Origin of the sequence: Kribbella sp. NPDC051137 (genome assembly GCF_040682535.1) — a bacterium.
In the GTDB taxonomy this organism is placed as follows: Bacteria; Actinomycetota; Actinomycetes; order Propionibacteriales; family Kribbellaceae; genus Kribbella; species Kribbella karoonensis.
On record NZ_JBFBBI010000001.1, the window covers coordinates 1,242,812 to 1,266,327 of the forward strand.

General features: G+C 70.9%; 24 protein-coding genes, 1 tRNA gene and 1 riboswitch. Of the genes, 21 read left to right on the forward strand and 4 right to left on the reverse strand.

Annotation, left to right across the window (positions count from 1 at the left end; genetic code table 11):
- Positions 1–5 precede the first annotated feature (5 nt).
- On the reverse strand, positions 6–527 hold the full coding sequence (locus AB0M51_RS05865) for a hypothetical protein (RefSeq protein ID WP_363748235.1): 522 nt from the start codon (positions 525–527) through the stop codon (positions 6–8).
- A 76-nt stretch (positions 528–603) separates the two neighbouring features.
- Here AB0M51_RS05865 and AB0M51_RS05870 point away from each other — a divergent pair, with 76 nt between their 5' ends.
- The gene (locus AB0M51_RS05870) at positions 604–1,551 is read left to right on the forward strand and encodes a hypothetical protein (RefSeq protein WP_363748237.1); all 948 of its coding nucleotides are present in this window, start codon (positions 604–606) and stop codon (positions 1,549–1,551) included.
- Positions 1,551–3,161, forward strand: a complete 1,611-nt coding sequence (locus tag AB0M51_RS05875) for a DNA polymerase Y family protein (RefSeq protein ID WP_344196892.1) — start codon at positions 1,551–1,553, stop codon at positions 3,159–3,161. The genes AB0M51_RS05870 and AB0M51_RS05875 overlap by 1 nt, the downstream gene beginning before the upstream one ends.
- Positions 3,162–3,183: 22 nt before the next feature.
- On the opposite strand, the gene AB0M51_RS05880 is transcribed toward AB0M51_RS05875, so the two are convergent.
- A complete protein-coding gene (locus tag AB0M51_RS05880; RefSeq protein WP_344196890.1) occupies positions 3,184–3,795 on the reverse strand; it encodes a GNAT family N-acetyltransferase in 612 nt (203 codons plus the stop codon).
- A gap of 57 nt (positions 3,796–3,852) precedes the next feature.
- On the opposite strand from AB0M51_RS05880, the gene AB0M51_RS05885 reads away from it, so the two are divergent.
- Entirely contained in the window at positions 3,853–4,239 is a 387-nt protein-coding gene (locus AB0M51_RS05885; RefSeq protein ID WP_344196888.1) for a VOC family protein, read from the forward strand.
- A 65-nt stretch (positions 4,240–4,304) separates the two neighbouring features.
- The gene (locus tag AB0M51_RS05890) at positions 4,305–5,075 is read left to right on the forward strand and encodes a class I SAM-dependent methyltransferase (protein WP_344196886.1); all 771 of its coding nucleotides are present in this window, start codon (positions 4,305–4,307) and stop codon (positions 5,073–5,075) included.
- Here the strand turns inward: AB0M51_RS05890 and AB0M51_RS05895 are convergent.
- Positions 5,044–6,246 (reverse strand): sigma-70 family RNA polymerase sigma factor, encoded by a 1,203-nt coding sequence (locus AB0M51_RS05895; RefSeq protein WP_344196884.1) that lies wholly within the window; start codon positions 6,244–6,246, stop codon positions 5,044–5,046. The two genes, AB0M51_RS05890 and AB0M51_RS05895, sit on opposite strands and share 32 nt — an antisense overlap.
- On the reverse strand, positions 6,246–6,614 hold the full coding sequence (locus AB0M51_RS05900; protein ID WP_344196882.1) for a YciI family protein: 369 nt from the start codon (positions 6,612–6,614) through the stop codon (positions 6,246–6,248). The genes AB0M51_RS05895 and AB0M51_RS05900 overlap by 1 nt, the downstream gene beginning before the upstream one ends.
- A 153-nt stretch (positions 6,615–6,767) precedes the next feature.
- Here AB0M51_RS05900 and AB0M51_RS05905 point away from each other — a divergent pair, with 153 nt between their 5' ends.
- From AB0M51_RS05905 to AB0M51_RS05985, 17 genes are all read left to right on the forward strand, one after another.
- On the forward strand, positions 6,768–7,364 hold the full coding sequence (locus AB0M51_RS05905; RefSeq protein ID WP_209699722.1) for a CDP-alcohol phosphatidyltransferase family protein: 597 nt from the start codon (positions 6,768–6,770) through the stop codon (positions 7,362–7,364).
- Complete coding sequence (locus AB0M51_RS05910; protein WP_344196879.1) at positions 7,361–8,203, forward strand: DUF881 domain-containing protein; 843 nt, start codon at positions 7,361–7,363, stop codon at positions 8,201–8,203. The genes AB0M51_RS05905 and AB0M51_RS05910 overlap by 4 nt, the downstream gene beginning before the upstream one ends.
- Positions 8,200–8,532 (forward strand): small basic family protein, encoded by a 333-nt coding sequence (locus AB0M51_RS05915; protein ID WP_132285273.1) that lies wholly within the window; start codon positions 8,200–8,202, stop codon positions 8,530–8,532. Before AB0M51_RS05910 ends, AB0M51_RS05915 begins: the two co-directional genes overlap by 4 nt.
- A gap of 5 nt (positions 8,533–8,537) precedes the next feature.
- Entirely contained in the window at positions 8,538–9,329 is a 792-nt protein-coding gene (locus tag AB0M51_RS05920) for a DUF881 domain-containing protein (RefSeq protein WP_363748243.1), read from the forward strand.
- A 14-nt stretch (positions 9,330–9,343) separates the two neighbouring features.
- Positions 9,344–9,727, forward strand: coding sequence for a glycine cleavage system protein GcvH (gene gcvH / locus AB0M51_RS05925; protein WP_344196875.1), 384 nt, complete (start codon positions 9,344–9,346; stop codon positions 9,725–9,727).
- A gap of 137 nt (positions 9,728–9,864) precedes the next feature.
- Positions 9,865–10,401 (forward strand): FHA domain-containing protein, encoded by a 537-nt coding sequence (locus tag AB0M51_RS05930; RefSeq protein WP_344196873.1) that lies wholly within the window; start codon positions 9,865–9,867, stop codon positions 10,399–10,401.
- Positions 10,388–11,074: a MerR family transcriptional regulator gene (locus AB0M51_RS05935; protein WP_344196871.1), complete on the forward strand. Its 687-nt coding sequence runs from the start codon at positions 10,388–10,390 to the stop codon at positions 11,072–11,074. Before AB0M51_RS05930 ends, AB0M51_RS05935 begins: the two co-directional genes overlap by 14 nt.
- Before the next feature lie 131 nt (positions 11,075–11,205).
- Positions 11,206–11,700 (forward strand): bifunctional nuclease family protein, encoded by a 495-nt coding sequence (locus tag AB0M51_RS05940; RefSeq protein ID WP_344196869.1) that lies wholly within the window; start codon positions 11,206–11,208, stop codon positions 11,698–11,700.
- 299 nt (positions 11,701–11,999) lie between these two features.
- Positions 12,000–12,506 carry a MerR family transcriptional regulator gene (locus AB0M51_RS05945; protein WP_344197148.1) on the forward strand — a complete coding sequence of 169 codons (507 nt, stop codon included), beginning with the start codon at positions 12,000–12,002 and terminating at the stop codon, positions 12,504–12,506.
- A 47-nt stretch (positions 12,507–12,553) separates the two neighbouring features.
- Complete coding sequence (locus tag AB0M51_RS05950) at positions 12,554–13,414, forward strand: dihydrodipicolinate synthase family protein (protein WP_363748246.1); 861 nt, start codon at positions 12,554–12,556, stop codon at positions 13,412–13,414.
- 16 nt (positions 13,415–13,430) lie between these two features.
- A riboswitch (glycine riboswitch) is annotated at positions 13,431–13,520 on the forward strand.
- Between the two features lie 71 nt (positions 13,521–13,591).
- A complete protein-coding gene (gene gcvP, locus AB0M51_RS05955) occupies positions 13,592–16,432 on the forward strand; it encodes an aminomethyl-transferring glycine dehydrogenase (RefSeq protein ID WP_344196865.1) in 2,841 nt (946 codons plus the stop codon).
- Positions 16,432–17,730 (forward strand): serine hydrolase domain-containing protein, encoded by a 1,299-nt coding sequence (locus AB0M51_RS05960; RefSeq protein ID WP_344196863.1) that lies wholly within the window; start codon positions 16,432–16,434, stop codon positions 17,728–17,730. Before gcvP ends, AB0M51_RS05960 begins: the two co-directional genes overlap by 1 nt.
- 14 nt (positions 17,731–17,744) lie before the next feature.
- Positions 17,745–17,815, forward strand: a tRNA-OTHER gene (locus AB0M51_RS05965).
- 31 nt (positions 17,816–17,846) lie between these two features.
- On the forward strand, positions 17,847–19,799 hold the full coding sequence (locus AB0M51_RS05970) for a hypothetical protein (protein WP_344196861.1): 1,953 nt from the start codon (positions 17,847–17,849) through the stop codon (positions 19,797–19,799).
- 208 nt (positions 19,800–20,007) lie between these two features.
- The gene (locus tag AB0M51_RS05975) at positions 20,008–21,390 is read left to right on the forward strand and encodes a pyridoxal-dependent decarboxylase (RefSeq protein ID WP_344196859.1); all 1,383 of its coding nucleotides are present in this window, start codon (positions 20,008–20,010) and stop codon (positions 21,388–21,390) included.
- Positions 21,387–23,003 carry an IucA/IucC family protein gene (locus tag AB0M51_RS05980; RefSeq protein ID WP_344196857.1) on the forward strand — a complete coding sequence of 539 codons (1,617 nt, stop codon included), beginning with the start codon at positions 21,387–21,389 and terminating at the stop codon, positions 23,001–23,003. The genes AB0M51_RS05975 and AB0M51_RS05980 overlap by 4 nt, the downstream gene beginning before the upstream one ends.
- Positions 23,000–23,515, forward strand: coding sequence for a GNAT family N-acetyltransferase (locus AB0M51_RS05985; protein WP_344196855.1), 516 nt, complete (start codon positions 23,000–23,002; stop codon positions 23,513–23,515). Before AB0M51_RS05980 ends, AB0M51_RS05985 begins: the two co-directional genes overlap by 4 nt.
- Position 23,516 lies beyond the last annotated feature (1 nt).

Here is a 23,516-nt window from a genome sequence, read left to right on the forward strand (position 1 = left end):
GCCTCTTACCCTAAGTCCGCCGGGGTGACGAGGCATTCCAGTTCGTCGTCGGTGAGCTGGTTGACGAGGTCCTTGGCGTGCTGGGCCTGGGCGGTGCTGGGGAGCTGTCCGGCGAGCAGGTCGGGCAGGAGCAGCTCGTAGCCGGCGCGGGCGCGCGGGGTGTACCGGTGGCGGGTGCGAGCCACGGCCGAGGACACCCGGATCGCGTGCTCGTTCCCCGGCGGTACGCCGGGACGGTCGGTCTCCCGTGCGGCGAACCGGAATCCGTTCGCCAGGTCGCAGCTCCGGCAGCCGAGGTTGCCCGCTCCGAGCTGGGCACCGCACTCCGGGCAGATCAGCTGCTTCAGCGCACCGTCCACCACGCGCCAGTCGAACTCGGAGGTGTCCTGCAGCACGACCTCAGCCAGCTCACGGGCGTCCTCCGCGGCCACCCCGGAGGCGGTGCGGAAACTGTCCCAGGCGGCGTCGATACTGTCCTCGACCTGCTGCAGGGCGGCGGTGAACCGAGGGTGATCGACACGTCGCATGCCCCGGACTCTAGCCAGCCGCGGGGCTGTGGACGACCGGATTGACTTGTTCGAACAGGTGTTCGAACATGGGAGTATGACGGGGAACGCGGCACCGGAGAGTCGAGTCACAGCGCTCGACCAGGCCCGCGCGCTCCTGGCCCGGGCCAAGGCCCAGAAAGCCGCCGCAGGTCAGGCCTCCGTCCCGATCCTGGAGGACTCCCCGCCGGACCGGCACCCGCCCGCCGGGCCGGTGCGGTTGGCGACTGTTGCGAGCTTCGACCCGGATCTCGTCCACCAGCCTGAGCCCGGGACGGGGGAGCGGCTCGCCGCGGTCGACGGGGGGCGGACGTCCTCGCCGGCGCGGGTGCAGCGGGGGACGGACACGGCGCGGGTGCAGCAGGCGCTGGACACGGCAGGGGTGGAGCGGGAGCTGCCTACGCATCCGGCGGTGCGGGAGTTGCTGGCCGGGGCCGGGCTGCGCGGTGGCTCGGCGTACTCGGTGCGTGGGAGCGCCGCGCTGGTGATGGCGTTGATGGCGGGGCCGTCCGCGGACGGGGCCTGGTGCGGTGTCGTCGGGGTGCCGTCGTTCGGGGCCGAGGCGGCGCGCGGACTCGGGGTGGACCTGGAGCGGCTGGTGCTGGTCCCGGACCCGGGGCGCGAGTGGCTCAGCGTGGTCGCCGCGCTGGTCGACGCGCTGACCGTGGTGGTGGTGCGGCCGCCCGGCGAGGTGACGTCGGGGGAGGCGTCCCGGCTGGCGGCGCGGCTTCGCACCCGCGGCGCGATGCTGATCGCGTACGGGTCCTGGCCGGGCAGCGAGGCCCGCTTCGAGATCGAGACCAGCACGTGGACCGGCCTGGGCGAGGGAGAAGGCCTGCTCACGGCACGCCGGGCGACGGTCGCCGTGACCGGCCGGCGAGCCGCCGTGCGCGCTCGCCGTCACCAGCTCTGGCTACCCGCACCGGACGGCGAGATCCGCCCGGTCGAGCGGACCACGGAGCACTCCGCCGACGAGTGGGCCGAGCAGATCGGGGCGGTGGGGTGATGAGTGGGCGGGGCCTGACCCGGTCGATGGTGATCTGGGTGCCGGACTGGCCGGTGGTGGCGGCCGCGGGGGCGAGTGGGCGGGTGGCGGAGGAGCCGATCGCGGTGCTGGAGAAGGGCAAGGTGCTCGCCACGTCCGCGGCCGCGCGCGCCGAGGGGGTGCGCCGCGGTCAACGGGCCCGGGACGCGCAGTCGCGGTGCCCGGAGCTGGTCGTGCTGAAGTACGACCCGGTGCTCGACGCCCGCGCGTTCGACCCGGTGATCTCCTGCCTGGAGGCGATCACGCCCGGCGTGCAGATGATCCGCCCGGGGATGTGCGCGCTGAAGGCCCGCGGCCCGGCGCGGTTCTACGGCAGCGAGGAGGCGGCCGCGGAGAAACTCCTCGACCGGCTGGAGACGTACGACGTGCAGGGCAGCCGGATCGGGATCGCCGACGGCCCGTTCGCCGCGGAGCAGGCCGCCCGGGTGAGCTCCGCGCGGACCCGGGTGCACGTGGTGCCGCCGGGCGGTTCGCCGGAGTTCCTGGCGCCGCTGTCGGTCGACCTGCTCGAGCAGCCTGCGCTCACCGACCTGCTGCGCAGGCTCGGGCTGCGGTCGCTGGGGGCGTTCGCGGGGCTGTCCGGCTCCGAGGTGCTGACCCGCTTCGGCCCGGACGGCGCGTTCGCGCACCGGCTGGCCCGCGGCGCCGACGACCGCCCGGTGACCGGCCGGGAGATCCCGCCGGAGCTCACCCGGACGGTCGACTTCGAGCCGGCCGTGGACCGTGTCGACCAGGTCGCGTTCGCGGTCCGGTCGGCCGCCGACGAGCTGGTCGTCCGGCTGACCGAGCTCGGCCTGGTGTGTACGACGCTGCGGGTCGAGGTCGGCACCGAGTCCGGGCGGGTGCACGAGCGGGAGTGGCTGCACCCGCGCTGGTTCACCGCGGCGGACGTGGTGGACCGGGTGCGCTGGCAACTGCAGGGCAGCGGTACGGCGACCAGCGAGCTGACCTCACCCGTGGTCCGGGTGCGGCTGGTCCCGGGCCAGGCGGACCCGGTCGGCGCGCATGCCGACGGACTGTGGGGCGGCGGGCCGGACGAGCGGATCCACCGTGCGCTGTCGCGGGTGCAGAGCATGCTCGGGCACGGCGCGGTGGTGTCGGTGGTGATCGGCGGCGGGCGCGGGTTCGCCGAGCGGCAGACGCTGGTGCCGTGGGGCGACCCGCCGGTGCCGGCCCGGCCGCCGGACCAGCCGTGGCCGGGGGCGATCACCGGCGCGGACCCGAAGCGCTGGCCGACCCTGGCCCCGACCACGATCTTCCCGGAGCCGATCCCCGCGAAGGTGTTCGCCGCCGACGGCACCCTGGTCTCGGTGACCGCCCGCGGCGAGCTGTCCGGCGCCCCCGTCGCGTTCACCCTCGGCCCGTCGGACGGCGCCCGCGTTCAAGTTGCCGACAGCAACAAGATCCACCCGATCAGCTCCTGGGCCGGCCCCTGGCTGACCACCGACCGCTGGTGGGACCCGGCCACCGAGTCCCGCCAGGCCCGCTTCCAGTTCCAGACCGCCGACACCCGTGCCTGGCTCTTCACCCTCACCCAGAACAACTGGCGCGCACAGGCGACGTACGACTGAATGTTGTCCCGCGCAGCCGGGGTCAGGGGAAGTCGATGCGCATCACCGTTCGGCGGAGGGTGGGGTGGGTGAGTTGGTGGAAGCCGGCTTCTTCGAAGGCTTGGTGCGGGCCTACGTGGAGTTCGCCCCAGGTGATGGTTTTGCCGGGTTGGGTGAACATCGGGTAGGCCTCCAGCGCGCGGGCGCCGCGGGTGCGGGCATGGGCGATCGTGGCGCGGGCGAGGTGGTACGTGAGGCCTCGTCCGCGGAAGCCCTTGCGGACCACCATGCAGGTGACGGCCCAGACGCTCTCGTCGTCCTTGTCCTCGTTCCGGTCGGTCCACGGCACCCGGGAGGTGCGGAGCTTCGGGTACGCCGTGCGTGGTTCGACCGCGGCCCACCCGGCCGGTTCGCCGTCGACGTACGCGATCAGGCCGGTGGTCGACGGGGCGTCCGGGGTGCCGCACGCGGTCTGGTCCTGCAGGCGGGTCATCCGTTCGTCGAGCGTCGAGTCCCGCCAGATCCACCCGCGGATCTTGAACCGCTGGCATTGGCACTGCCCGGCGTCCGCCGTACCGAAGACTGCCTGCAGGTCCTCCCACGAAGCCTCGTTGGCAGGTACGACGCGTACTTGTGTCTCCTCGATCGCCTGCATGATCAGCACGGTAAACCCAGTACCGGACGACCACCGTCCGGAACTAGATTCCTCCGTATGCATCGCAGCCGTGTGTCCACGTTCCTGATCGACACCCACAAGGAGGACGTCGCCGCCGCCACGACGTTCTGGTCGAAGGCCCTTGGCGTCCGTACGTCGTCACCGGACGGCGAGCCGCAGTTCATCTCCCTGCACGACGCCGTCCCCGGCTACGTGACCGCGATCCAGTCCGTCGACGACGAGCCCCGCTACCACCTGGACATCGAGACCGACGACGTACCCGCCGAGGTCGCCCGGCTCACCGGTCTCGGTGCGGTGGAGGTCGCCGACTGGCAGGGCTGCCACACCCTGCGCGCCCCCGGCGGCCACCTGCTGTGCGTGATCCCGGTCCACAGCGACCCGCAGGAGTTCGCGCAGCGCGCGACCGTCTGGGACGACGAATGAACGGGGCTATCGGCCGGTAGCAGAAAACCGCGAGCGTACGGGCACCGCGGCCTACGCTCCGACACATGACTGAACTTGCGGCGACGTTCAAACAGCAGGCGGTGGCGGAGGCCTACCAGCATCGGCCGCCGTACCCCGACGAGGTGTTCGACCGCCTGGTGCACCTGATCACCGACCCCCCGCGCCGGGTGCTCGACATCGGCGCCGGCGACGGCGCGATCGCCCGCCCGCTCGCGCCGCGGGTCGAGCACGTCGATGCGATCGACTTCTCGCAGCCGATGGTCGACACCGGCCGGCAGCGCCCCGGCGGCGACCACCCGAACCTCGGCTGGCAGGTGAACCCGATCGAGGCCGCCGACCTCGACGGCCCGTACGCACTGGTGACCGCCGGCGCGAGCATCCACTGGATGCCGTGGGAGGAGACGTTCGCCCGGATCGTCCCGCAGCTGACGCCGAACGCCCAACTGGTCGTGATCGAGCACGGCCCGGTCGACATGCCCTGGTGGGACGGCGTGCTCACCGCGATCCAGAAGCACTCCAGGAAGCAGAACCACGATCCGAAGTACAACGTCTTCGACGCCATCGCGGAGCGCGGTCTGCTCGACGTCAACGGCACGGCGCGGACCGAGCCGGTCGTGTACCGGCAGCGGGTCGCGGACTACGTCGAGCAGTTCCACTCGACGTCGAGCCTGGCGCGCGACCTGATGTCGCCGGACGAGGCCGACGACTTCGACGCGATCGTCGAGGAGGCGGTCCGCCCGTACGCGCAGGACGGTGTACTGGAGCTGAAGGTCCAGGCCGAGCTCAGCTGGGGGCGGCCGAAGATCCCAAGCTAGCCGCGCGCCCGAGCAGATAGACCTGCTCGGGCGTGCTCCGGGTCAGCTGCGCGGCGAGCTCGTACGCCTCCCGGGCCGCCGCGTCGTCGCCGGCCCGCTCGAGCAGATGCGCGCGGACGGCCGCCAACCGGTGATGATCGCGCAGCGCCGGATCCACCGCGGCGAGCAGCTTCAGCCCGGCGTCCGGCCCGTGCACCATCGCGACCGCGACGATCCGGTTCAGCGTCACCATCGGCCCGGGCGCCGTCGACTCCAGGAGTTCGTACAGCATCAGGATCTCCCGCCAGTCGGTCTGGTCGGCGTCCGCGGCCGCGTCGTGCACGGCCGCGATCGCCGCCTGCAACTGGTACGGCCCGACCGGTGCCGAGCGCAGCGTCGACTCGACCAGTTCGGTGCCCTCGGCAATCGACGCGGCGTCCCACAACGACCGGTCCTGCTCCGGCAGCGGCACCAACGCGCCCGCGGCCGTGGTCCGTGCGGGTCGCCGCGCATCCGTCAGCAGCATCAGCGCCAGCAGGCCGGCCACCTCACCCTCGGCGGGCAACAGAGCGAGCAGCTGACGCGTCAGCCGGATCGCCTCCGTGGACAGCTCGACCCGGTGCAGCGACGTACCGGACGACGCCGTGTAGCCCTCGTTGAAGATCAGATACAGCACATGCAGTACGGCGGCCAGCCGCTCGGGCTGCTCGGCCGCCGGCGGCATCGCGAACCGGGCACCCTGGAGCTTCGCCTTCGCCCGGCTGATCCGCTGACCGATCGTTGCCTCCGGCACCAGAAACGCGCGGGCGATCTCGCCGGTCGTCAGCCCGCCGACGGCACGCAGCGTCAGCGCCACCTGCGACTGCGGCGTCAATGACGGGTGGCAGCACAGCATCAGCAGGGTCAGCGAGTCGTCCTCCGCCGACGCCGGCTCCGGGGGAGTCCAGGACGCCACGGTCTCCTCGCGGCGCGAACGGGCCGCCTCGCTCCGCAGTACCTCGATCCGCCGCCGGGACGCGACCGTGATCAGCCAGCTCCGCGGATTATCCGGTACGCCGTCGGCCGGCCACTGCAGCGACGCCGCGAGCAGCGCCTCCTGTACGGCGTCCTCGCACGCGTCGAAGTCGCCGTACCGCCGGACCAGCGCGCCCAGCACCTGGGGCGCCTGTTCGCGGAGCAGGTCCTCGAGCATCAGGTGTACGCGCCGAGGTCACGGACCGGGCGGACCTCGACGACGCTGAACGGTGCCTCCGGGATCTGCGCGACGACCTCCACCGCGCGGTCCATCGACTCGCAGTCCAGCAGGTAGAAGCCGGCGAGCTGTTCCTTCACCTCGGCGAACGGGCCGTCGGTGGTCAGCGGCTTCCCGTCGCGCACCAGCACCTGCTTGGTCAGGGCGGGGTCGTCGAGCGACTCGGAGGCGACGAGCTCCTGACGACCGGCGAGTTCGGCGTGCAGAGCGGCGTACCCCGCCATGCCTTCCTTCTTCTGTTCATCGGTCAACGAGTCCCAGACCGCGCGGGACTCCGGGTTGCCGTAGATCAGTACCAGGAACTTCATCTGCCCAGCGTAAGCATCACCGAGGGGTACCGATCGGGAAAAGTATCGATTGGGGAAAGCCGGGGCCTGCCCCGGCATGGCCGCCCATAAACCTGTCGGGGCACCCCAGTAGAGTTACGACGGGTATCCAGGGTGGAGAGAGGGAGGGGTCGCGTGCCGGACTTGGAAGTGTCCGACCGGGTGTGGACGATCCCGAACGCGCTCAGTTTCCTGCGGTTGCTGGGGGTGCCGCTCTTCCTGTGGCTGATTCTCGGGCCGAAGGCGGACGGCTGGGCGCTGCTGGTGCTGGCGGTGTCCGGGTTCACCGACTGGGCGGACGGCCAGATCGCCCGCCGGATGAACCAGACCAGCCGGCTCGGGCAGATGCTCGACCCGGTCGCGGACCGGCTGTACATCTTCGCCACCGTGATCGGCCTGGCGCTGCGCGACATCATCCCGTGGTGGCTGGCGATCGCGCTGCCGCTGCGGGACGTGCTGCTGACGCTGACCCTGCCCGCGCTGCACCGCCGCGGCTTCAACGCGCTGCCGGTGCACTTCCTCGGCAAGTCCGCCACGTTCTGCCTGCTGTACGCGTTCCCGCTGCTGCTTCTCGGCGACGGCGACACTACGCTGAACCTACTGGCCCGGGTGATCGGCTGGGCGTTCGCGATCTGGGGGACCGGTCTGTACTACTGGGCCGGCGCGCTGTATTTCGCCCAGCTGCGGCACCTGGTCCAGACGGTGAAACCGATCAAGGACTCGGCCGGGTGACCCAGCAAGCCCCTCAGCAGACGACTCCTCGGCGCGTCGACGCGTCGATGTCACTGCTGAACAACCTGATGGCGCACCCGATCGACGAGGGGTACGCCGTCGCCGCCAGGACCCGGTCGAAACAGGGCGGCAACCAGGCCAGGTCGCGGCACCGGGTGCTGCTCGTGCTGGCCGCGGCGGTGCTCGGCTTCCTGCTCGCGATCGCCGCCGCGCAGAACTACCGCAGCGCGCCCGAGGCGGAGAAACAGCGCAAGGAACTGATCGACCGGATCAACCAGGCCAACGACCGGCTGACCGATCTGCGCAACCACCAGGCCCAGCTGTCCGGCGAGGTGCGCGGGCTGCAGGCCAGCGGGCTGAGCAACGACAGTGCGGGCGCGGCGCTGCAGCAGAAGCTCGACGACCTCGAGCTGCAGACCGGTGCGATCGCCGTCACCGGGCCCGGGATCAAGGCCGTCATCGACGACGCGAAGAACGCCGACGCCAAGGAAGGCCGGCTGCTCGACGTCGACCTGCAGCAGCTGGTCAACGGCCTGTGGACGGCCGGCGCCGAGGCGATCTCGGTGAACGGCCACCGGCTCACGGCGCTGACCGCGATCCGCGGCGCCGGCAGTGCCATCACGGTCGACTACAGTTCGCTGACCCCGCCGTACACGGTGCTCGCGATCGGCGACACCGCGACGATGCCGGCCCGGTTCGCACAGAGTTCCGGAGGGCAGTGGGTGCAGTACCTGGTCAGCAACTTCGGTGTCCGGAGCACGATCACGACGGAGGATTCCTTGCTGGTGCCGGCCGATGCGACGATCGCGTTGCGCTATGCGAAGGTGAGGCCGAGATGATCGCCGTACTCGGTCTCGTGATCGGGGTCGTGGTCGGCCTGCTGGTCGCACCCGACGTCCCGGAGTGGGCGCAGCCGTACCTGCCGATCGCGGTAGTGGCCGCGCTGGACGCGGTGTTCGGCGCCCTCCGGGCGTTCCTGGACGGGATCTTCGACGACAAGGTGTTCGTCGTCTCGTTCGTGTCCAACGTGCTGATCGCGGCGCTGATCGTCTACCTGGGCGACCAGCTCGGCGTCGGCTCGCAGCTGTCGACCGGTGTGGTCGTCGTGCTGGGTATCCGTATCTTCACCAACATGGCCGCGATCCGGCGGCACATCTTCCGGGCCTGATCGAGATGACCGACGAGACCGAACCCGACCAGCCGACCCCGATGCCGGCCCCGAAGCCCAGGACGCCGAACCTCGCGCTGCGCCGGTTGAAGGCCGGTTTCAAGCCCTCCCGCGGGCAGGCGATCGTGGCGATCGTACTGGCGCTGGTCGGCTGCGTCGCGGTCGTCCAGGTCCGGGTGAACCGTGCCGACGACGGCTACCAGAACGCCCGCCGCGAGGACCTGGTCGCGATCCTCGACGGCCTCGGCCAGAACACCCGCCGGCTGGAGAGCGAGATCGCCGACCTGGAGGAACGGAAGAACTCGCTGTCCTCCAGCGCCGACAAGGCGCAGACCGCGCGCGAGCAGGCCGAGGCCCAGATCCGTACGCTCGGCATCCTGGCCGGCACCATGCCCGCCGTCGGCCAGGGGGTCCGGATCACGCTGAACGACCCGCAGGGCAAGATGACCTCGAGCAACCTGCTGGACGCGATCGAGGAACTGCGTGACGCCGGTGCCGAGGCGATCCAGCTCAACGGATCGGTCCGCGTGGTGGCCAGTACGGACTTCGTGGACGACCCGCCGGGGATCCAGGCCGACGGCCAGAAGCTGACCTCGCCGTACGTCATCGAGGCGATCGGGGAGTCCCACAACCTGGCCGAGGCGGCCAACTTCCCGGGCGGACTGGTGAGTGAGGTGACCGGTCCGCAGATCGGCGGCACCGCCGAGGTCAACGAGGAAAGCAGCCTGTCGATCACTGCCTTGCACGCCGCGGACGAGCATCGTTACGCTCGCCCGGCGCCCAGCCCGACGAAGTAGAAACGAGGACAAAGGTGTACCCCGAAGACCTGAAGTACACGGCCGAGCACGAGTGGGTGAAGGCCGGCGAGGACGGGCCCGTGCGGGTCGGCATCACCGACTTCGCGCAGGACCAGCTCGGTGACATCGTGTACGTGCAGCTGCCGGAGGTCGGCAGTGCGGTGCGGGCCGGCGACGCCTGTGGGGAGCTGGAGTCGACGAAGAGCGTCAGCGACCTGTTCGCCCCGGTGAACGGCACCGTGACCGCCGTCAACGAGGCGCTGGCCGACCAGCCGGACCTGGTGAACAGCGACCCGTACGGCGAGGGCTGGCTGCTCGACATCGACGTCGAGGACGCCGCCGAGGTGACCGCGCTGATGGACGCGGACGCCTACCAGGGCCAGCTCGACCAGAGCTGACGACAGACTGATAGCGTTACGGGCCTCAACCGCCGGTCGAGGGTTGAGGTCCCTCAGCTTGTTCCAGCACGTCACACTGTCAATACGGGGTCTATCGAAAACGTCGCCGGACCACCGGCGATCGGGAGGATCACAGCATGCCGTTCTGCAACCAGTGCGGGCACGAGAACTCCGAGGGCAGCCGGTTCTGCTCGCAGTGCGGAGCGATGCTGCCTGGCGCGGACCGCCCGGCGGCAGCTCCGGCGTCCCAGCCCGGCCAGCCGGGCGTTACCGACACCGCGATGCTGACCCCGATCGGCGCCGAGCCCGAGCCGGAGCAGACCGGTGAGCCGCTGACCGCCGACGACCAGGCCGCCGTCGGCGCGCTGCCGGCCGGTGCCGCCCTGCTGATCGTCCAGCGCGGGCCGAACGCGGGCAGCCGGTTCCTGCTCGACGTCGACGTGGTCACCGCCGGCCGGCACCCGGACAGCGACATCTTCCTGGACGACGTGACGGTGTCCCGCCGGCACGCCGAGTTCCGCCGCGACGCGTACGGCGTGAAGGTCCGCGACGTCGGCAGCCTGAACGGTACGTACGTGAACCGGGACCGGATCGACGAGGTCCAGCTGAACAACGGCGACGAGGTCCAGATCGGCAAGTACCGGCTGGTGTACTACGCCAGTGGCCAAGCCTGAGCCGTCCGGCGGCAGCCGCGGCATCGGTGAGGTGCTGCAGCTTCTGCAGGCCGAGTTCGCCGACGTCACGATCTCCAAGATCCGTTTCCTGGAGGCGGAGGGACTCGTGACGCCGGCCCGGACCGCGTCCGGGTACCGGAAGTTCAGCGCCGCGGACGTCGACCGGCTGCGGTACGTACTGACCGCGCAGCGCGACCAGTACCTGCCGCTCAAGGTGATCAAGGAACACCTCGGCGCGATCGATCGCGGTCTGCGGCCCGCCGCGGCGGGTCCGCCGGTCGCGCCGACGTCGTTGCCGCAGACCCCCGGTCAGCCGGTCGCCGACGACTTCGATGCCACCGGCACCGAACTGCGGCTGACCCGGGACGAGCTGCGGACCGCGGCCGGCGTACCGGCGGCGTTGCTCGACGAGCTGGAGAGCCACGGCCTGGTGGTGGCCACCGGCAACCACTACGGCGGGGACGCGATCGTGATCGCGAAGGTCGCGGCCGAGCTGGCGGCGTACGGCCTGGAGCCCCGGCACCTGCGGGCGTTCCGGACCGCGGCGGACCGCGAGGTCGGCCTGATCGAGCAGGTCACCGGGCCGCGGCGGACCGAGCAGACCGCGGAGCTGGCCGCGCTGACTGTGCGGCTGCACACAGCGCTGGTCCGCTCACGGCTGCCGCGCTCCTAGCTCGCCTCCTGACTCGCGCGTGACTTGTGGCCTGGCTCGTCGCCGGCTCGTTGCTGGCTCGTCCACGGGGTTGTCCACTGGCCGAACCCCGCGGGCCTGCCCGGGGCTTCGGCTCGGAGTAGGCTGGTGGCGTGCGCGAAGTCGACGTGGTCGGAGTCCGGGTGGAGATGCCCTCGAGTCAGCCGATCGTGCTGCTCCGGGAGGTCGGAGGTGAGCGGTACCTGCCGATCTGGATCGGAGCGGCCGAGGCGAGTGCGATCGCGTTCGCCCAGCAGGGCATGGAGCCGCCCCGGCCGCTGACCCACGACCTGTTCGCGGAGACCATCCGGGTGCTCGGGCACACGCTCAGCCAGGTCCGGATCGTGAACCTGACCGACGGCATCTTCGAGGCGATCCTGGTGTTCGACGACCAGACCGAGATCTCGGCGCGGCCGTCGGACTCGATCGCGATCGCGCTGCGCACCGGCACGCCGGTGTTCTGCACCGAGGAGATCCTCGCCGAGGCCGGGATCCCGGTCCCGGAGAGTGAAACCAACGGTACCGACGAGGTGCAGGAGGAAGAGGAGGTCGAGCGGTTCCGGGAGTTCCTGGACCAGGTGACCCCGGAGGACTTCGACAAGAGCTGACCGCGGTCGGACGAGTCACCCGGACAAGAGCTGCTAGGTAACGATTCGTACGGCGGTCGCGACACGCTCGCGGCTCGGTGCGGTTGTCGTTGACCCGCCTCGGGCGGCGGCTTACCGTGAAGAAGTCGTGGGGTGCTGTGACTCCACGGAGATGGCTCGTTCCAGTCGGTATCCAGGGAGGCTCAGGCGTGACACGCACCGGGGACACGGATCTGACGCAGTCGGCTTCCGACGCGCACGCCGAGGCGGCTGAGACTGCCGGCGTTCAGGGTCTGCTGTTCGACGACGACCTGCGGCCGATGCCGGAGGACGTCGGGTTCCGGGGTCCGACGGCCTGCGCCGCGGCCGGGATCACGTACCGGCAGCTCGACTACTGGGCCCGCACCGGCCTGGTCTCTCCGTCGGTCCGTCCGGCGACGGGCTCCGGGACGCAGCGGCTGTACGGCTTCCGTGACGTGCTGTTGCTGAAAGTGATCAAGCGGCTGCTGGACGCCGGGATCTCGCTGCAGCAGATCCGGACCGCGATCGCGCACCTGAGCAAGCGCGGCTTCGACGACCTGACCCAGATCACGCTGATGAGCGACGGCGCGTCCGTGTACATGTGCACCTCGCCCGACGAGGTCATCGATCTGCTGGCCGGCGGCCAGGGCGTGTTCGGGATCGCGCTCGGCGGCGTCTGGCGGGAGGTCGAGGGCTCGCTGTCCGAGCTGCCGACCGAGCGTGCCGACGGCCACGACGACGAGGGTTCCGACGGCCACGCGGGTGACGAACTCGCCGCGCGGCGTCGCGCCCGGATGACCGGCTGACGTAGCTTTCCGCTGTGCGCCCACTCACTGCAGACACGCTCCGCGGTGTGTGGGCGACTTTGTTGTTACCGCTGAATGCGGACGACTCGATCGACTTCCGGCGGTTGGAGTCTCAGGCCCAGGCTCTGGGTGAGACTTCAGTTGCCGGGGTGTATGCGCACGGGACGGCGGGGGAGTTCCAGACCCTCACCGAGGACGAGTTCGACCGGGTGAACAGCATCCTGGCCGCGGTGGCGAAGCCGTTCCAGATCGGTGCCAGTCATCCGTCGGCGCAGGTGCAGCTGGACCGCGTCGAGCGAGCCGCGAAGTTCGCGCCCGGAGCCATCCAGGTCATTGCCCCGGACTGGTTGCCTCTGAATCCCACCGAGTTGCTGACCTTCCTGCAGCGGGTGGCTGACGTGGCGGGGGACGTGCCGCTGGTGTTGTACAACCCGCCGCATGCGAAGACCGCTGTCTCGCCGCAGCAGTTGTGCCAGTTGGCAGCGGCAGTGCCGAGTCTGATCGGACTGAAGACGGCCGGCGGTGACAGAGCGTGGTTCGACCAGGCCCTGCAGTCGGGGCTGGCGATCTTCGTACCGGGTCATTTCCTGGCGAGTATGTCGCTACTCGGCGCACACGGCAGCTACTCGAACGTGGCAGCGCTCTCCCCGAACGGTGCGGTCGCCACCGCGCACGACCTCGACGTCGAGCAGCGGATCGCCGAGTTCTTCGCGGCGCACGTCGTACCGCTGCAGCAGGCCGGTCTGTCGAATCCGGCGCTGGACAAGTTCCTTGCCGCGGTCGGCGGCTGGGCGGATGCCGGGACGCGGGTGCGCTGGCCGATGCAGGCGGCGACCGAGGACCAGGTGGCGGCGGCACGCCCGGCCGCGCGGAACCTGCTGCCCGAACTGTTCCGGGATTCCTGGTAGCCTCGAGACCAGCCGTTCACCGCACTCGGGAGAGACCCGTGTCATCGGGCGCCGAAGGGGCAATTCCTCCCCGGAACCTCTCAGGCCCATGGACCGAGTGTCACAGGCGACTCTGGAGCGTTCGCGCGTGACAGAGGGGGAGGCCACCGGCAGCGACAGTCAGCATCGGAGCCTCTAGTGAACGACACCCCTCAGCTTTCCGCGACGTTCGCGGACCGGCACATCGGCCCGCGCCCGGACGAGATCACCCGGATGGTCCAGCTCCTCGGGTACGACGACGTCGACGCGCTCGTGGACGCGGCCGTCCCGGCGTCGATCCGCTCCACCGAGGCGATGCACCTGCCGGAGCCCGCCTCCGAGGTGGACGCGCTGACCGAGCTCCGCCAACTGGCCGGCCGGAACACGATCGCCACCTCGATGATCGGCCAGGGGTACTACGGAACGTTCACGCCGTCGGTGATCGTCCGCCGCCTGGTCGAGAACCCGGCCTGGTACACCGCGTACACGCCGTACCAGCCGGAGATCTCCCAGGGCCGCCTCGAGGCGCTGCTGAACTTCCAGACCGTGGTCTCCGACCTGACCGGCCTGCCGACCGCGAACGCGTCGCTTCTCGACGAAGGCACGGCCGCCGCCGAGGCGATGACGCTCGCGCACCGGTCCAACAAGAAGAGTAAGTCCGACCGCTTCCTCGTCGACGCCGACACCTTCGCGCAGACGATCGCCGTGGTGAAGACCCGGGCCGAGGCGCTCGGGATCGAGGTCGTCGTCGCGGACACCACCGACGGTCTGCCCGAAGGCGACTTCTTCGGCGTCCTGGTGCAGTACCCGGGCTCGAACGGCGTGGTCCGCGACCTGAAGCCGCTCGTCGAGGCCGCCCACGAGCGCGACGTCCTGGTCGCGGTCGCCTCCGACCTGCTCGCGCTGACGGTGCTCGAGGCGCCGGGCGAGGCGGGCGCCGACATCGTCATCGGATCCTCGCAGCGCTTCGGCGTACCGCTGTTCTACGGCGGCCCGCACGCCGGGTTCATGTCCGTCCGGACCGGCCTCGAGCGGTCGCTGCCCGGCCGCCTGGTCGGCGTCTCCGTCGACGCGGACGGCGCCCCGGCGTACCGGCTCGCGCTGCAGACGCGGGAGCAGCACATCCGCCGCGAGAAGGCGACGTCGAACATCTGTACCGCGCAGGTCCTGCTGGCGGTCGTCGCGTCGATGTACGCCGTCTACCACGGCCCGGAGGGGCTGCGGGCGATCGCGGAGCGTGTGCACGCGTACGCCGGGAAGCTGGCCGCCTCGCTGCGTGCGAGCGGGGTCGAGGTCGTGCACAACGACTTCTTCGACACCGTGCTCGCCCGGGTCCCGGGCCGCGCCGCGGACGTCGTCGACGCCGCCCGGCAGAACGGGATCTGGCTGCGGCTGGTGGACGCGGACCACGTCGGGATCTCCTGCGACGAGAAGACCGACGTCGCCACGCTGACCCGGGTCTGCCAGTCCTTCGGCGGCCAGTACGACGACACGCTCGGCGCCGCGGCGCTCGCCGTACCGCGGACCACCGAGTACCTGACGCACCCGGTGTTCAACACGCACCGGTCCGAGACGGCGATGCTGCGGTACCTGCGCAAGCTGTCCGACAAGGACTACGCGCTGGACCGCGGGATGATCCCGCTCGGGTCCTGCACGATGAAGCTGAACGCGACCACCGAGATGGAGCCGGTTACCTGGCCGGAGTTCGCGGACCTGCACCCGTTCGCGCCGATCGAGGACGCGGCCGGGTACGTGAAGCTGATCGGGCAGCTGGAGCGCTGGCTGGCCGAGGTGACCGGGTACGCGAAGGTCTCGATCCAGCCGAACGCGGGCTCGCAGGGTGAGCTGGCCGGCCTGCTCGCGATCCGCGGGTACCACCGCGCCCAGGGCGACACCGACCGCAACGTCTGCCTGATCCCGGCGTCCGCGCACGGCACCAACGCGGCGTCCGCGGTGATGGCCGGGATGAAGGTCGTCGTTGTCAAGGGCAACGACGACGGCACGATCAACCTGGACGACCTGCGCGCGAAGGCCGCCGAGCACGCCGCCAAGCTCGCCGCGATCATGATCACGTACCCGTCCACGCACGGCGTGTACGAGGAGAGCGTCCGTGAGGTGTGCCAGGTGGTCCACGATCACGGCGGCCAGGTGTACGTCGACGGCGCGAACCTGAACGCACTGCTCGGGCTCGCGAAGCCGGGCGAGTTCGGCGGCGACGTCAGCCATCTGAACCTGCACAAGACGTTCTGCATCCCGCACGGCGGCGGCGGCCCGGGCGTCGGGCCGGTCGCGGTCGCGGCACACCTGGCGCCGTACCTGCCGAACCACCCGCTGCTCGACCAGGCCGGTCCGGAGTCGGGCGTCGGCCCGATCAGCGCGGCGCCGTTCGGTTCGGCGGGCGTGCTGGCGATCTCGTGGGCGTACATCCGGATGATGGGCGCGGAGGGTCTGACCGAGGCGACCAAGGCCGCCGTACTGACCGCGAACTACGTGGCCAAGCGCCTCGAGGGCGCGTTCCCGGTGCTCTACACCGGTGAGAACGGCCTGGTGGCGCACGAGTGCATCCTCGACCTGCGCCCGATGACCAAGGAGACCGGCATCACCGTCGACGACGTCGCGAAGCGGCTGATCGACTACGGTTTCCACGCGCCGACGATGTCGTTCCCGGTGGCCGGCACGCTGATGGTCGAGCCGACCGAGTCCGAGGACCTGGGCGAGCTCGACCGGTTCTGCGACGCGATGATCGCGATCCGGCACGAGATCGACCGGGTCGCCGCGGGCGAGTGGCCGGCCGCCGACAACCCGCTGGTGAACGCCCCGCACACCGCCGAGTCGGTGATCAACGACAAGTGGGAACACGCTTACACTCGCGAGGAGGCCGCGTTCCCGCGCTCGGTGGACCGCACCTCGAAGTACTGGCCGCCGGTCCGCCGCATCGACGGCGCCTACGGCGACCGCAACCTCATCTGCTCCTGCCCAGCCCCGGAGGCCTTCGAGTAATGACCCTGCGCTCTGACACCGCCGCAGCCCTGTACGCCGAGGTTGCGGCGGCGCAGGGGGAGACGAAGGTGCCGTCGGTGAACGCCGGGGTGCTGCGGGACGGGTCGTTGGTGTGGACGGGGGCCCGGGGGCGGTTCGCGACCGCGGACGGTGGGTTGCCGGGGGCGGACGTTCAGTACCGGATCGGGTCGATCACCAAGACGTTGACGGCGGTGCTGGTCATGCAGTGCCGGGACGACGGGTTGCTGTCGCTGAACGATGCCGTCGGCAAGCATCTGCCGGGGATCGCGTTCGGGGACCGGACGATCCGGCAGTTGCTCGCGCACAGCGGCGGGATGAACGCCGAGCCCGAGGGCCCTTGGTGGGAGCGGAACCCGGGTGTGTCGTTCGACGAGCTGACCGCGGCGATGGACGACGCGCAGGCGGTCGGCCCGGCGGATCGGCGGCACCACTACTCGAACCTCGGCTACGGACTGCTCGGCGAGATCGTCGCCCGGCTCCGCGGGACGGCCTGGCTGGAGCTGGTCCAGCAGCGGATTCTCGGGCCGCTGGAGATGCGGCGTACGACGTACTTCCCGGAGGCGCCGGCCGCGGACGGGTTCTCGGTGCACCCGTTCAGCGGGCAGCTGGACCCGGAGCCGGCGTACGACTCGGGTGCGATGGCGCCTGCCGGGCAGCTGTGGAGCACGATCGAGGACCTGGCCCGGTACGCGGCGTTCTGGATCGACCCGGTGCACGAGATCCTCAGCCGGGACTCGGTGGAGGAGATGGCGACGCCGGTCGCGGCGGACCCGCGTGAGGGGCTGACCGCGTCGTACGGGCTCGGGCTGCGGCTGATCGCGGACGACCCGCACCTGCTGATCGGGCACACCGGGTCGATGCCGGGCTTCCTCGCCGGGCTGTTCGTGGACCGGGTCCGCCGGGTCGGCGCGGTCACGCTCGGCAACGGGACGTACGGGCGGGTGGCGTCGCTGGCGCCGGACCTGATCCGGATCCTGGCGACGTACGAACCGCCGGTCACCCAGGAGTGGGTGCCCGAGCCGCCGCTTGCCCAAGGCACCGAGCTGCTGGGCCACTGGTACTGGGGCAACACGCCGCTGACGATCTCGGTCTCCGGCGGCATCCTGCAACTCTCCGGCGGCCTCACCACCCGCCTCGCATCCCTTGGCCCCGACCACTACCAGGGCCGCGACGGCTACCTGGCCGGCGAAACGCTCCACGTCCACCGGCACGGCGAAACCATCGACCACCTGACCATCGCCACGTTTGTCCTTACCAGAACTCCTTACGGACGGTAGTCTGGAAGGCACCGCATGGAGTAGATCAGGGGTAGATCGCCCGGCTACTACCGGGAGGGCGCAGGTTCGAATCCTGCCTCCATGTCTGAGCGCTGTCCGACGGACGGGGGTTCGGCATGGGGTATGCGACGGGTCGGCTGCACCACGCGTTGCAGCGGGCGCTCGTGGCCGAGGACCCTGCGGTACGGCGGCGCGCGGCGGTGCGGGTGGACGCGTGGCGCGGGGTGCTCGACGAGTTGGCGAGGGTGCCCGCGGATGCGCCGGGGGAGTCCGATCGTGAGCGGTTGAACCTCTGGTACCTCGGTGACGAGGGACTCGCGGAGCTCGGGCAGGTGCTGCGGACCGGGTGCTACCGCATCGACGTACCGGAGCACGCCGCGATGCTGGTGGTCGCCTGGCTGCTCGAACACGACCACCACGCGGCCGCGCTCGACCTGGTCGCGGCGCTCCGCCCGCTGATGCACCGGTTGCGATTCACGCCGTCGTACAGTCCGGCGCCGTCGGGAGCAGTGCTCCACCGGTGCACGGTCGACGACGTACGCTCTCAGTTGCGGCAGGCAACGGTACGCCCACCGATCGCGGCGATGCGCGAAACGTTCCAGGTATGGAACCCGCTGTACGACCGGCTGGTCGCGCTCTGGTGTGACACCGTCGACGGGGATCTGCCCCACCTGATCGATGGCGTGGTCAACGGCGGCTGGCCGTGCCGGGTGTGGCCGGACGACTGGGTGGAGCGGCGGCAACGCTGGCTGGAGGACTACAAGCTCGCGAGTGAGCTCCATCGGCAGCGCCATTGGAAGAGCAACTTCACCCGGCTCCGAGTGGCGCTGGAGCTCTGCCCGGACGACAGTTCCGCGCTCGACGGGCGCGCGGTCGGCTGGATCCGGCGCGCGCTGGCGAACACGATCAGCGCCCACGGTACGCCGGGATCCGCTGCGCGCGAGGCGTTGCGCAAGACGCAACGCGAGCTGGGGGCGCAACCGGCGTACGCGACCTTGGCGCACGTGCTGAGCGCGCGCCTCGACGCGTTCCCGCGGGAGGACGGGCTCCCGGCGCTCGAGCCGATCGCGGGTGTCGTCGACTGCACGGAGGCGCCGGCGGCGGCCGGTACGGCGATGCCCGAACACCTGCTGGCGAAGGCGGCGCGGGCGCTCGAGGCACCGATCGGTGAGCTGGTGTCGCGCGGCGTCGTGGGCTGCGGCGAGGTGCTCGCCGAGGTTCTTCCGCAGCTCACCGCACAGTTGCGGACGGCAAATATCGGGGATCGGGCGCTGGCGATGGTCTACACGCAGACCAGGGCGGCGTTCCGGCGGCGGCCGAAGCTGGTGCGGTTCGATGAGTTGCCGTGGGTCGACGCGATCGCGCCGTACCGTGACCAGAGCGAGCAGGCACAGCGGTCCGCCGTACAGGCGCTCCGCGAGGCGACGACCGTTGCGCTCCGGGCGTTCCCGCAGGCTGTCCTGCCGAACGCGCTGATCTGCGAGTTCCGCACGCTGGCACTGCAGGCCGGGCTCGCTCTGCCGCTGGCGGCGGCCGACCCGTCCAGCGCTGAGCAGCGGGCGGCGGCGGCCGTCGCGAGCCGCGTACTTGCTGAGACGCTGTACGCGAGGTACTACGACCTTCCGTCGTCCTGGCCGACCGGCGAATCGCGGATCCGTCGGCGCCGGACGACGTCCGACTTCGCCGACACGTGCACCCGACGGGCGGCGGCTACGGGCGGGAGCGTACTGGAGCAGGAGCAGATCCTCACCGCCGGCAACCTCGCCGCACTGGTCGATGCGCTCGACCTGACCGGCTGGCTCCGGGAGGCCGGGCCGGACCTGGCGGATCGAGCGTTCGACTGGGTACTTCGGCAGCCGGCGTCGTCCAAGGGGCCGCGGGCCGCGGCTGCGTGGCGCCAGGCGATCTTCTACCTGAGTTACTGCGATTCGGGCCGGACGCTGAGCAGGTTGCCCCGGCCGACGCCCTTCGAAGCTGCTGTGACCGGGCTGCTCGATGTCGCGGCCGGTGCGCGTTTCGACCGCCACGGCCGCACGCCGAACGGCGGGCGACGCCTGCTGGGAGCGTGAGGATCACCACTCCCGCGGGTACGTGAGTTGACACGGTCTGTACTCCCGACGAAAGTTAGGGCTGCCTTAGTAAGGGTTGCCTTACTCGACAACTTCCCGGGAGAACTGGATGTCGCAGCCCGCGCGGCTGACCGCCGTGACAGCATCGACAGGACCGACAGCACTTGTCCGCGATCCTTTTGCCCCCCGTTGGCCGCTGGCTTCGACCGTGGCGGACCGCGAGCGTGGACCGTTGCCGCACGGGTCTCCGGGAACGGTACTGCGGCGTGCCGCCGAAGCGCTCGGTGAACCGCGCGTCCCGTCGACCGGCGTGGGGGATTCTGCCGCGCTCGACCTGGTCGCGGGTCTGCTCGACGAGCACGGGATCGACCTCAGCCACCCGCATGCGGCCGCCCACCTGCAGCCGCCGGTCCTGCAGGTCGCTGTCGACGCGGACGCGTTGGCCTCGGCTTCGAACGCCTCGCTGGACACCTACGACTCGGGCCCCGCGACCCTCGCGATCGAGCAGTGGGTGGTCCGGGCCCTGGCCACGCTGGCCGGTTTCGGTCCGCAGGCTGACGGCGTACTGACGCCCGGCGGCTCGATCTCGAACCTGCTCGCTGTGCTGATCGCCCGCGACAGCGCCGCCGCCGCGGCCGGTGTCGACGTACGGCGGAACGGTCTGCAGGGGCTCGACCGCCCGGTGGTGTTCTGCTCCGAACTCGCGCACTTCTCCGTCCAGCGCGCCTGTGCCGCTCTCGGGCTCGGTGAGGAGGCCGCGATCACGATCGCGGCCGACGAGAACTTCCGGATGCGCACCGACGTCCTCGCGGCCGAGCTGGCGAAGCCCGGCCGTACGCCGGTGGCCGTGATCGCGACCGCCGGTACGACGGACTTCGGGTCGGTCGATCCGATCGCTCCGATCGCCTCGCTGGCCCGGGAGTACGGCGCCTGGCTGCATGTCGACGCGGCGTACGGATTCGGGGCGCTGTTCTCGGACCGGCTGGCGCCGTTGCTCGCGGACGTGGCGCTGGCGGACTCGGTGACGCTGGACCTGCACAAGATCGGCTGGCAGCCGGCGGCGACCAGCGTGCTGCTGGTGGCCGACCGGGACCGGTTCGCGGCGTTCGACCGCTCGGTGGACTACCTGAACCCTTCCGACGACATCGACTCCGGGCTGGACGGCCTGCTCGGTCGCAGCCTGCAGACCACCCGGCGGCCGGACGCGGTGAAGGTCGCGACCACGCTGACGGCGTACGGCCGGGCCGGGCTGGGCGCGATGCTGGACACCTGCCACGAGCTGGCGCACGCGGCCGCGGCGCGGATTGTTGCCGACAGCAACCTGGAGCTGCTCGCGCCGGTGACGTTGACGACCGTGTTGTTCCGGTTCGCGGGTCAAGGAGTGTCGGACGAACTCCAGGGTGAGGTGCGGCGCCGGCTGCTGACCTCCGGGCGGGTGCTGATCGGCCGGACCAGGCTACCCGGCTCCGGGACGGTCGCGCTGAAGCTCACGTTGCTGAACCCGAATGCCACCGTGACGGACCTCGAGGACCTGCTCGACCAGGTCGTGGCCACCGGACTCGACGTCCTGACCGGCGAAGGAGCCGCGTGAGTACTGCAGTCGCCGCACATCTGAACGCGATCCTGCGGTGCTACACGCGGGAGTCGGCGGTACCGGTCGCCGTCGGATTGTTGACATTCGACATTGGACAATCGACCGTGACGGCGCGCGTCGAGCACGCCTCGCGGACCGGGTTGCACCAGTTCTCCGACGTGCTGCTGGACGGCGTTCCGCCGGCGCCGGAGGAACTGGTGCGGGTGCTGTCGGCCGGCGCCGAACCGGCGGAGGTCGACGATCTGGCGGCGCGGACCGCGGAGTCGGTACGCAACGTCGCGTTGTTCGTCGAGCACGCCGACGGTGAACGCGGGCCGGGACGTTTCCTCGAGACCGAGCAGGCGTTGCTGTTCGGGCACCTGAACCACCCGGCGCCGAAGAGCCGGGACGGGCTGAGCGGCGACGAGCTGGCGGCGTACTCGCCGGAGCTCGGCGGCCGTTTCGCAGTGCACTGGTTCGAAGCCGACGCCGAGTTGGTGTCGTCGGACCAGGTGGCCGGCGCGCCCTCGCTGCAGGGACTGGACGCTGTGCAGCTGATGGGCGCGCTGGCCGGTATCACGCCGTCGCCTGGCCGGGTGCTGGTCCCGGCCCACCCGTGGCAGGCGGCGTCGCTGGTGGAGCGGCCTCGGGTCGCTTCGCTGATCAGCGCCGGCCGGGTGAAGGCGTTGGGTCCGCACGGCGCGCAGTGGTACCCGACGTCGAGTCTGCGGACCGTTTTCCACCCGGATCTGCCGGTGATGCTGAAGCTGTCGCTCGGTCTGCGGATCACGAACTCGCGGCGCGAGTCGACGTCGACCGAGCTGCGCCGCGGCCTCGAGATCAACCGGCTGCTGGACGCGGCGTACAACGCGGGAACGGCGACCGCGCACCCGCGGTTCAATATCGTCCGCGATCCGGCGTGGGTCGCGCTCGACGAAGGCGGACCGGCGCTCACCGGTCTCGACGTCGCGGTCCGGGAGGTGCCGGCCGACGTCAACAGCTACGCCTGTCTCGCGGGCCTGGTCGCGCCGCGTCCGGGTGGCGTGAGCCGGCTGAGTGCCTTCGCCGCCGAGGACCCCGCGGGCTGGACAGCGTCGTACATCGACCACGTGCTCGTGCCGATGCTGCACCTGTACGCCGAGACGGGCATCGGGCTGGAGGCGCACCAGCAGAACACGCTCGTACGGCTGGACGGTGCCGGGCGGATCAAGGGCGGCGCATATCGCGACAACCAGGGGTACTACCTGGCCTCGTCGTACCTGCGCGGCCTGCTCGCGGTCACCGGGCTGCAGGACTCGACGCTGGCGGTGGTCGACGATCCGATTGTCGACGATCGACTGACCTACTACCTGCTGCACAACCAGGCGCTCGCAGTCGTCGGCTGCCTGGCCGCGGACGGGATCGCCGACGAGGACGAGCTGCTGTCCGTCGTCCGCGATCGGCTCACGTACGCGCTGCCGCTGTTGCAGGCGGCCGGCCCCGACGGCGACCGCCTCGCGCGCCGGTGGCTCGACGCGGAAACCCTGCCCTGCAAGGCGAACATGCTGACCCGGCTGCGCGGCATCGACGAGGTCGTCGCGCCGTTGGACGCGCAGTCGGTGTACCTCGACATCCCGAACCCGCTGCGGTGACGTCGTTCGTACTGCGCCCGGCCGACCCGTCCGACGCGCCGCGGATCGCGCTGTGGATGGCGCAGCCGCACGTGCGGCGGTGGTGGCACCAGGGCTGGTCGGTGGAGCGTTGGGCGCAGGAGATCGAGCAACAGACGGCGGGCGAGCACTCCCGGCCGTGCCTGGTGTCCCTGGACACGGAGGAGTTCGCGTACGTCGAGCTGTACCGCGTCCGGCATGACCGGCTGGCCGAGTACTACCCGTTCGATGTCGGGGACTGGGGTGTCCACATCGCGATCGGCGACGGCACCCGGACCGGGCGCGGGCTCGGGCGGCAACTGCTCCGGGAGGTCGTGGACACAGTGCTGCGGTCCGAGCCTTCGTGCACACGGGTCGTCGCGGAGCCGGACATCGAGAACACGCCCTCCGTCCGCGCCTTCGCGGCGGCAGGGTTCGTCCAGTACGGGGAGCTGCAGCTGCCCGAGAAGACAGCAGTACTGATGGTCCGTACCCGGGCCGTGCGGGAGGCATGAC

What these genes read in the sequence shown, in the direction of transcription:
- AB0M51_RS05960 (WP_344196863.1), top strand. Translation starts at nt 16,432, where the DNA reads ATGACCCTGCGCTCTGACACCGCCGCAGCCCTGTACGCCGAGGTTGCG.
- AB0M51_RS05900 (WP_344196882.1), bottom strand. Translation starts at nt 6,614, where the DNA reads ATGAAGTTCCTGGTACTGATCTACGGCAACCCGGAGTCCCGCGCGGTC.
- AB0M51_RS05915 (WP_132285273.1), top strand. Translation starts at nt 8,200, where the DNA reads ATGATCGCCGTACTCGGTCTCGTGATCGGGGTCGTGGTCGGCCTGCTG.
- AB0M51_RS05885 (WP_344196888.1), top strand. Translation starts at nt 3,853, where the DNA reads ATGCATCGCAGCCGTGTGTCCACGTTCCTGATCGACACCCACAAGGAG.
- AB0M51_RS05945 (WP_344197148.1), top strand. Translation starts at nt 12,000, where the DNA reads ATGCCGGAGGACGTCGGGTTCCGGGGTCCGACGGCCTGCGCCGCGGCC.
- AB0M51_RS05930 (WP_344196873.1), top strand. Translation starts at nt 9,865, where the DNA reads ATGCCGTTCTGCAACCAGTGCGGGCACGAGAACTCCGAGGGCAGCCGG.
- AB0M51_RS05890 (WP_344196886.1), top strand. Translation starts at nt 4,305, where the DNA reads ATGACTGAACTTGCGGCGACGTTCAAACAGCAGGCGGTGGCGGAGGCC.
- AB0M51_RS05875 (WP_344196892.1), top strand. Translation starts at nt 1,551, where the DNA reads ATGAGTGGGCGGGGCCTGACCCGGTCGATGGTGATCTGGGTGCCGGAC.
- AB0M51_RS05865 (WP_363748235.1), bottom strand. Translation starts at nt 527, where the DNA reads ATGCGACGTGTCGATCACCCTCGGTTCACCGCCGCCCTGCAGCAGGTC.
- AB0M51_RS05870 (WP_363748237.1), top strand. Translation starts at nt 604, where the DNA reads ATGACGGGGAACGCGGCACCGGAGAGTCGAGTCACAGCGCTCGACCAG.
- AB0M51_RS05970 (WP_344196861.1), top strand. Translation starts at nt 17,847, where the DNA reads ATGGGGTATGCGACGGGTCGGCTGCACCACGCGTTGCAGCGGGCGCTC.
- AB0M51_RS05880 (WP_344196890.1), bottom strand. Translation starts at nt 3,795, where the DNA reads ATGCAGGCGATCGAGGAGACACAAGTACGCGTCGTACCTGCCAACGAG.
- AB0M51_RS05895 (WP_344196884.1), bottom strand. Translation starts at nt 6,246, where the DNA reads ATGCTCGAGGACCTGCTCCGCGAACAGGCGCCCCAGGTGCTGGGCGCG.
- AB0M51_RS05920 (WP_363748243.1), top strand. Translation starts at nt 8,538, where the DNA reads ATGACCGACGAGACCGAACCCGACCAGCCGACCCCGATGCCGGCCCCG.